This is a genomic window from Streptomyces spongiae (assembly GCF_009377185.1).
GTDB classification, from domain to species: Bacteria; Actinomycetota; Actinomycetes; order Streptomycetales; family Streptomycetaceae; genus Streptomyces; species Streptomyces spongiae.
This window is the reverse complement of sequence record NZ_VJZC01000540.1, coordinates 1-6,861: the sequence shown is the minus strand read 5'-3', so window position 1 is coordinate 6,861 and position 6,861 is coordinate 1. Positions and strand designations below refer to the sequence as shown.

General features: G+C 69.0%; 4 protein-coding genes. All 4 read right to left on the bottom strand.

From position 1 onward, the window contains the following. On the bottom strand, positions 1–2,306 hold a 2,306-nt coding region (locus FNH08_RS40830; protein WP_152776572.1), incomplete at its 3' end, for an alpha-L-arabinofuranosidase C-terminal domain-containing protein. 38 nt (positions 2,307–2,344) lie between these two features. After that, positions 2,345–3,613: an alginate lyase family protein gene (locus FNH08_RS40825; RefSeq protein WP_152776571.1), complete on the bottom strand. Its 1,269-nt coding sequence runs from the start codon at positions 3,611–3,613 to the stop codon at positions 2,345–2,347. A 40-nt stretch (positions 3,614–3,653) separates the two neighbouring features. Next, positions 3,654–5,168 carry a glycoside hydrolase family protein gene (locus FNH08_RS40820; RefSeq protein WP_152776570.1) on the bottom strand — a complete coding sequence of 505 codons (1,515 nt, stop codon included), beginning with the start codon at positions 5,166–5,168 and terminating at the stop codon, positions 3,654–3,656. 96 nt (positions 5,169–5,264) lie between these two features. Further along, positions 5,265–6,782, bottom strand: a complete 1,518-nt coding sequence (locus tag FNH08_RS53745; RefSeq protein WP_322726278.1) for an alpha-N-arabinofuranosidase — start codon at positions 6,780–6,782, stop codon at positions 5,265–5,267. Positions 6,783–6,861 lie beyond the last annotated feature (79 nt).

Sequence of the window (6,861 nt, the reverse complement as noted above, 5' to 3'; positions counted from 1 at the left end):
GGCCCGAACCTGCTGGTGGCATCCGGGGGGACGGCGAGGGTGGTGCGCTCGTAGCCGGTGTCGCCCGGCTCGCCGGACAGTCGGAGCCGGACCGTGACCGGGTCGGGCGTGGTGTTCGCGATCTTGACGATCACCTCGCCGGCGGCACTGTCGCGGACGGCCGAGACGGCGAAGACCTCCGGGTCCGGCCGGACGTCCTCGACGTCGTGGACCAGCTCGCCGTCGCGGTAGCAGCGGACGCACGGGCCGTCCACCTCCACCCGCAGGTCGTACCAGCGGCCGCCCTCCACCGGTTCGGGCACCCGCTCGCCGAGGTCGTCCTCCACTCCGTCGTCCACGCGCTGGAGCCAGGTCCCCCGGTTGCCCCAGCCGCCGAGCCGCCACAGGTACCGGTGCTCAGGCGTCATCCCGGTGAAGCCGAGGACGAATCCCTCGGCGCCGTCCGTCTTCCTGGCCCGCACGGAGAAGGCGTACGACATTCCGCGCACCGCGTCCGTGAGCTGCGGCCCGGCACCCGTTCCGGCCGCGGTCTTGCCGTCCAGCTCCCAGGTACCCGACTCCGTGCGCCAGTCGTGGAAGTCCGGGGCCGGTGCGAGCGCGCCGCCCAGGGGGCCGCAGAGGACATCGGTGAACTCGGCGCGGGTGTCGGATCCGGTCCCGATGCGGATGTCGTGCCGGTCGCTCCGCCGGGCGGGCGGTGCCTCGGGGGCTCCGGTGACCGTGACGGGCAGGGCGGTGTCGCCCGAGTTCACCGAGTGCATCTGCTGGACGTGGTAGTTGAGCGTGGTCCAGACGTGCGTGTTGTCGAAGTAGATCAGGTCGGGCAGCCACTGGGTGTGGCCGCGTTTGGCGAGCAGCGGGGCGTAGGAGGCCAGCCGGACGACGTCGCCGTTGCGCTCCATGGCGATCATGTACGCCGCCTCCGCGACGGCGCTGCGCCCGTCGTTGCGCCAGCTGCCGTATTCACCGATGTACAGGTGCGGGCCCTCGCGGTCCAACGCGTCGAAGCGGCGGGAGTTCTCCAGGAACCAGCGGGGCGATTTGTAGGAGTGCTCGTCGACGACGGGGACGTTCTGTTCGCGGGCGAACGCCCAGCCCTTCTCCCAGTCCTCGCCGCCGGCACACGGGCCGAGGGTGCCGATGACCGTGATCTCGGGGTGGTGCTCGCGCAGGGCGTCGTGGATGCGGGAGAAGCGGTCGCGGAAGGTGTCGGTGATGGAGTCCTCGTTGCCGACGCCGAGGTACTCCAGGCCGAACGGCTCGGGGTGCCCGGCGGCGGCGCGCAGGGCACCCCAGGGCGAGTCGGCGGGGCCGCCCGCCCACTCCACCAGGGCCAGCACCTCGGCGACGTAGGCGGGCATCTCCTCCTCGGGGATGCCGACCTGGCCGGTCACGTCGCTGTTCTGGCAGCAGACCCCGGCCGGGACGACGGGCAGCGGCTTGGCGCCGATGTCCTCGCAGAACTGGAAGTACTCGTAGTAGCCGAGGCCCATCGACTGGTGGTAGTGCCAGATGTTGGACTGCTGCCGGCGCTCGTGCAGCGGGCCGATGGTCCGCGGCCAGCGGTACATGTTGGCGAGCCCCTGTCCGTGGGTGAGGCAACCGCCGGGGAAGCGAACGAACTTCGGCTTCAGGTCGGCGATGGCCTGCGCCAGGTCGGCGCGCAGGCCGCCCGGCCGGCCCTTGAAGGTGGCCTGTGGGAAGAGCGAGACCAGGTCCAGGTGGAGGGTGCCGGGCCCGGTCGCCGTGAGGGTGAGGCGGGCGTCGGGGTCGGCGGCTTCAGACGTGATGACCGCGGTGTGGCGTTTCCAGGAGCCGTCCAGCGGGCCCAACTCCGCCTGCCCGTGTACGCGTTCGCCATCACGGCTCTCGATCCGCGCGACCAGCCGGTCGGCGGTGCCCCGGACCAGACGGGCGAAGCAGCTCACGTCGTAGCTCTCGCCCTCCCGGACCGGGATGCCGTCGAACCCCTGGTTACGCAACCCCGCACCTGCGGACGTGGTGCTGGTCAGCACCGCGTGGTGTGGGTTGGCGGGAAGCAGCGGGTCGTCGGTGGAGATCGTGAGCGTTCCGGCGGCCCCGTCCCGTTCCAACAGCTCCCAGGCGGTCAGGGCGTGCCACCCGGGCCGGTCGGCGGGTCCGTACTCGAAGGACCTGTTCTGCACGAGTTCGGCGTAGAGTCCGCCGTCCGCCGCGTAGTTGAGGTCCTCGAAGAACACCCCGAACACATCGGGCGAGATGGCGGTGCCCGGGGCCCGGGTGTCCACCTCCACGACCGTCTCGACGGGGCGGCCGGATCCACTCATGATCGTCAACTCTCCTTGTCGCCGGCGGTCGTGAACGGCTACTTGGCGTACATCAGCTGGCCGAAGCCGAGCTGGTCGTACCCGCCGCTGGTGGTGCCGTAGTCACCGCCGCCGCCCTCGATACCGACGAGGTCGTTGGACATGGACCAGATGTACTTGTCGTCCAGGCCCTTGATCCGGTTGTAGTGGTAGTGGAGCATCGCCCACACCGGGCGGACGTGTCCGCGGCCGGAGGAGGAGATCGCGGTCTGCTCGTTGTAGGCGCAGTTGGTGCCGCTGCCCCAGGTGTAGGTGGTGTACGGCACGTCGAGGTTGATGTTGTACTTGGCGACGTACTGGGCCGCCTTGAAGAACCTGCTGCTGTCGTAGCCGTACAGGTCGACGCCCTGGTTGTAGGCCATCTCGCAGATCACGCCCGTCTGGCCCATGCCCATGACGCTGTGGGGCTGGTCGCGGCCGGACTCCTGCCACTGGCCGAGCGGGTAGCCGTCGCTGTCCGTGTAGAGGTACGGGACCGCGTGCTCGATGGAGCCGTTGCCCGCGCCGCTCTGGAAGTAGGTGACGGCCTCGTCGAACTTGGCGCCGTCCTCGCAGAGGATGGCGGTCGCCAGGATCGACGCGATGTTGCACAGGTCCCAGTTGGCCCAGTAGTGGGTGATGCAGGTGAAGTTGTGGTCCCGCAGAAAGCCGTGGTTGATCGGGTAGAACACGTTCAGCATCATCTGCTGGAAGGCTTCGAGGTCGAAGGCGCCGTAGTCACGCAGCAGTTCGCCGACGCCTGCGAACTGCCAGCCCTGGATGCCGGCGACCAGAATCGCGTCGGTGCTTCCCTGGATGGAGGTCAGGGTGCTCGACCAGGCGTTGCAGATGGCGGCGGCGCAGTCGGCATGGGCCGTGTCCCCGCTGATCAGCCAGCGCAGCGCGTTCTGGTAGGCGGCGGCGACGTCGTTGTAGAGGATCGTGTAGTTGTTGTTGGTCCCCGTGCCGCGGTAGATGACGGACTGCGGGTTGGCCGTCCAGGTGGACGCCGAGTGGGCGTTGGCGGTCAGTCGCTGCCAGCCCGAGTACCAGGGTTCGGCGTGTGCGGCCACCTTGACCTTGGCGCGGTTGATGTCACCGGGGTGGTGTATCCCACCGGGGTGGTTCCAGACGGTCGGCGCGGCTGCGGCGGGCCGTGCGGCGGCTGCGCCGAGCGCTCCGGCGAGGGCGAGACCGCCGGCGGCGCGCAGTACGCCGCGCCGGCTCGGCCCGGTAGGGACGGGGTGTGGTGTGCCTGGGGCGAGTGGGGGGAGGTCGTTGCGGCTCATGGGGAGGTGCGACTCCAATCGAACGGGGCCCTACCGGCTCTCATGACGAGGCGGCGGCCTCGGCCTCGGCGGTCGTGAGGAACTTCAGGCCGGTCACGTGCTCGTTCGCGTACCACTGCACGGTGTCGGTGGTGTAGTACCAGGTGGGCTTGCGCATCGTGTCGGCGATGACCACGCCGTTGACCACGAGGTTCTCGAACGTGACGTTCTTGATGGCGTGGTCGGCGTCGTAGCCCAGGAACAGCGACGGGTTGGCGTGGGTGCCCGTGTAGGTGAGGTTCTTGATGTAGACGTCCTCGATGCCGCGGCCGACCGAGGTGTTGTACTTCGTGTTGTACATGACCCTGAAGTTGAGGACCTGGCCCCAGCGGAAGTCCTCGATCCGTACGTCCTCGACGTGCACGTTCTTGATGAGGTTGGAGTCGCCCGCGTTGAGGGAGACGCAGCCCTGGTAGTTCATCTGGGGCTCGCGGTGGTCGAGGATGTCGAGGTTCTTGAAGACCAGGTTCTCGATCATCTCCGGCTCGTCGGTGTTGCCGTGCGTGCCCACGTTGATGGGGTGGGCGACGTCCGCCCACAGGGTGGCGTTCTTGATGGTGACGTCGCGGGTGTCGCCGTAGTGGGTGTCCCGGTGGGCGTAGATGGAGTGGCTGTCGTCGGCGCTGCGGACGAAGCAGCCGTCGTAGGTGATGTTCTTGGAGCAGTAGAGGGGGAAGCCGTCGCCCCACTGTCCCCAGGTGAAGACGCGCCCGTTCTTGACGTGGACGTTCTCGGAGTCGTAACAGCCCACGCCGGCACCGAGCATGATGATGCCCTCGACCCGGATGTCCTTGCCGCGCTCGACGTTCACACCGCCGGCGGTGCTCGTGGGTATCAGCACGCCGTGGCCCTTGACGGTCACCTTCTCGGCGTCCGTGAGGTCGATCCCGCCCAGGAGGACGGCACCGCCGGCCAGGTGGACGGTCTTGCCGCTGGGGACGGAGAGGAGGTTGACGGTGTGCAGGCCGGGGCCGTAGTAGAGGACGTCCGGGTCGTCGGCGGCGGGGGCGTGCTTCTCGACGCGGTTGGTGATGACGTGCAGGCAGTCGAAGACGTCGTCGTTGATCTGGACGACGAGGTCCTTCGGCTCGTCGAGCGTGAACCGCAGGGTGTCGCCGAGGAGTTCGGGCGTGATGCCGTACGAGTTCGGGCGCACCCTCGCCTTGGTCGTGCCGCCCTTGAGGTAGGTGACCTCCAGCTCCGCCGAGCCGCAGAAGTCGAAGTACACCATCGAGGAGTTGTAGACCTTGCCGGAGCCGGTGGTGGCGTTGATCTCCCGTGCCCGCGGCTGGTAGATGTCGAGGGTCTGCCACTCGCCGTCGGGGGCGGTGCGTACCCGCACCTTGAAGCTGGTGGTGGTCGCCACGCCCGACGGGCGGGGGTAGGTGACCAGCTCCGGCGCGGAGTTGTCCTCGTCGGCGCGGGCCGACGTGGCCGTCAGGTTGGTCAGCCCGGCGGCGAGGGCGGCGGCTCCGGCGGCCTGGAGGGTTCTGCGGCGGGTCGGGTTCGTGCTCATGTGCGGCTCCTTGGCGGGGTGGAACGTGGGTGGGAACGGGTTGCTTGCGGCCGGGGGCGGTCGGCGCGGCTCGTGTGGAGGAGGGTGACGGGCGGATCAGCGGATCGGCGCCCGGACGGTGACGAACGAGTGGGGCGGCAGGGTGAGCGCGAGCCCCCGGTCTGTCGTCTTGAGGTCGTCGAAGGGGCGCGGGCTGACCGCATCCGGGGCGCCGGGGGTGTTGTGGTCCTGCAGCCGGTCCGCGGTCAGGATGCGGGCGGTCGGTTCGCCGACGGAGCGGCCCCGCAGGTCGAGCGTGACCTCGGCGGGTTCCTCGGCGTCGAGGTTGGACAGCGAGATCAGCAGCGTCCCGTCCTTGACGCTGGCGGAGGCGGACAGGGTCTGAAGCTCCGTGTCGCCGACCGTGCGCCGGATGCCGTCGCCGCGCAGGTGGACGGCGAGTGACGTGGCGTCCTGGTGGCCCTTGTTCATCTCGAAGACGTGGTAGGTCGGGGTCAGGACGAGGGCGTCGCCGTCGGTGAGGAGCATCGCCTGGAGGACGTTGACGGTCTGGGCGATGTTGGCCATGTACAGGCGGGCAGCGTGCTGGTGGAAGATGTCGAAGTGGGTGGCGGCGACGAGCGCGTCACGCAGGGAGTTCTGCTGGAACAGGAACCCGGGGTTGGTGCCCGGTTCGACGTCCCACCAGGTGCCCCACTCGTCCAGGACCAGGCCGACCGTACGCCCCCGGTCGTAGATGTCCATGACCGTGGAGTGGCCGGCGAGGATCGTGTCGATCTTCCGGGCCGCGACCATGGTCCGGTAGTAGTCCTCGGTGTCGAAGTCGGTGGCGCTGCCCTTCGCCTCCCAGGGGCCGGCCATCGTGTAGTAGTGGACGGACAGGCCCTGGAAGAAGTTCTTCGGGGTGGCCTCGCAGCCGAAGCAGCTGATCTGCCGCATCAGCGTCTCGGTCCACCTGTAGTCGTCGTCGGAGGCACCCGAGGCGATGCGGTAGAGCTTGTTGTCGCCGTGGTCGCGGCAGTACGTGGCGTACTGCCGGGCCAGGTCGGCGGAGTACTCGGCACGCATGTTGCCGCCGCAGCCCCAGGTCTCGTTGCCGATGCCCCAGAACCTGACGCGCCACGGCTCGTCGCGGCCGTTGGCCTTGCGCAACCGGACCATGGGGCTGTCGCCCTCGCGGGTGAGGTACTCGACCCACTCGCTCATCTCCTGGACGGTGCCGGAGCCGACGTTGCCGCTGATGTAGGGCTCGGCGCCGAGGAGTTCGCACAGGGCCATGAACTCGTGGGTGCCGAAGTGGTTGTTCTCCTCGACGTCGCCCCAGTGGGTGTTGACCATGCCGGGTCGCTGGTCGTGGGGGCCGATGCCGTCCTTCCAGTGGTACTCGTCGGCGAAACAGCCGCCAGGCCAGCGCAGGTTGGGGATGTTCAGGGCGCGCAGGGCCTGGACGACGTCGAGCCGGATGCCTCCTTCGTTGGGTATCGGCGAGTCCTCCCCCACCCAGAAGCCGCCGTAGACGCAGCGGCCGAGGTGCTCGGCGAAGTGGCCGTAGAGGTGGCGGCTGATCGTCGGGCCCTCGATGTCGAGGTTGATGACCGCGGTGGCGTTGGGCACGGACGTACTCCTGCGTCGGTGTGGTGATGCGTGGGGTGCGATGGGTTGCGGGGCGTGGAGGTGCGATGGGGTGCGGGCG

Bases quoted from the DNA above. Each gene is read 5' to 3' on its own strand.
- FNH08_RS40825 (WP_152776571.1), bottom strand. From the start codon at position 3,613: ATGAGCCGCAACGACCTCCCCCCACTCGCCCCAGGCACACCACACCCC.
- FNH08_RS40820 (WP_152776570.1), bottom strand. From the start codon at position 5,168: ATGAGCACGAACCCGACCCGCCGCAGAACCCTCCAGGCCGCCGGAGCC.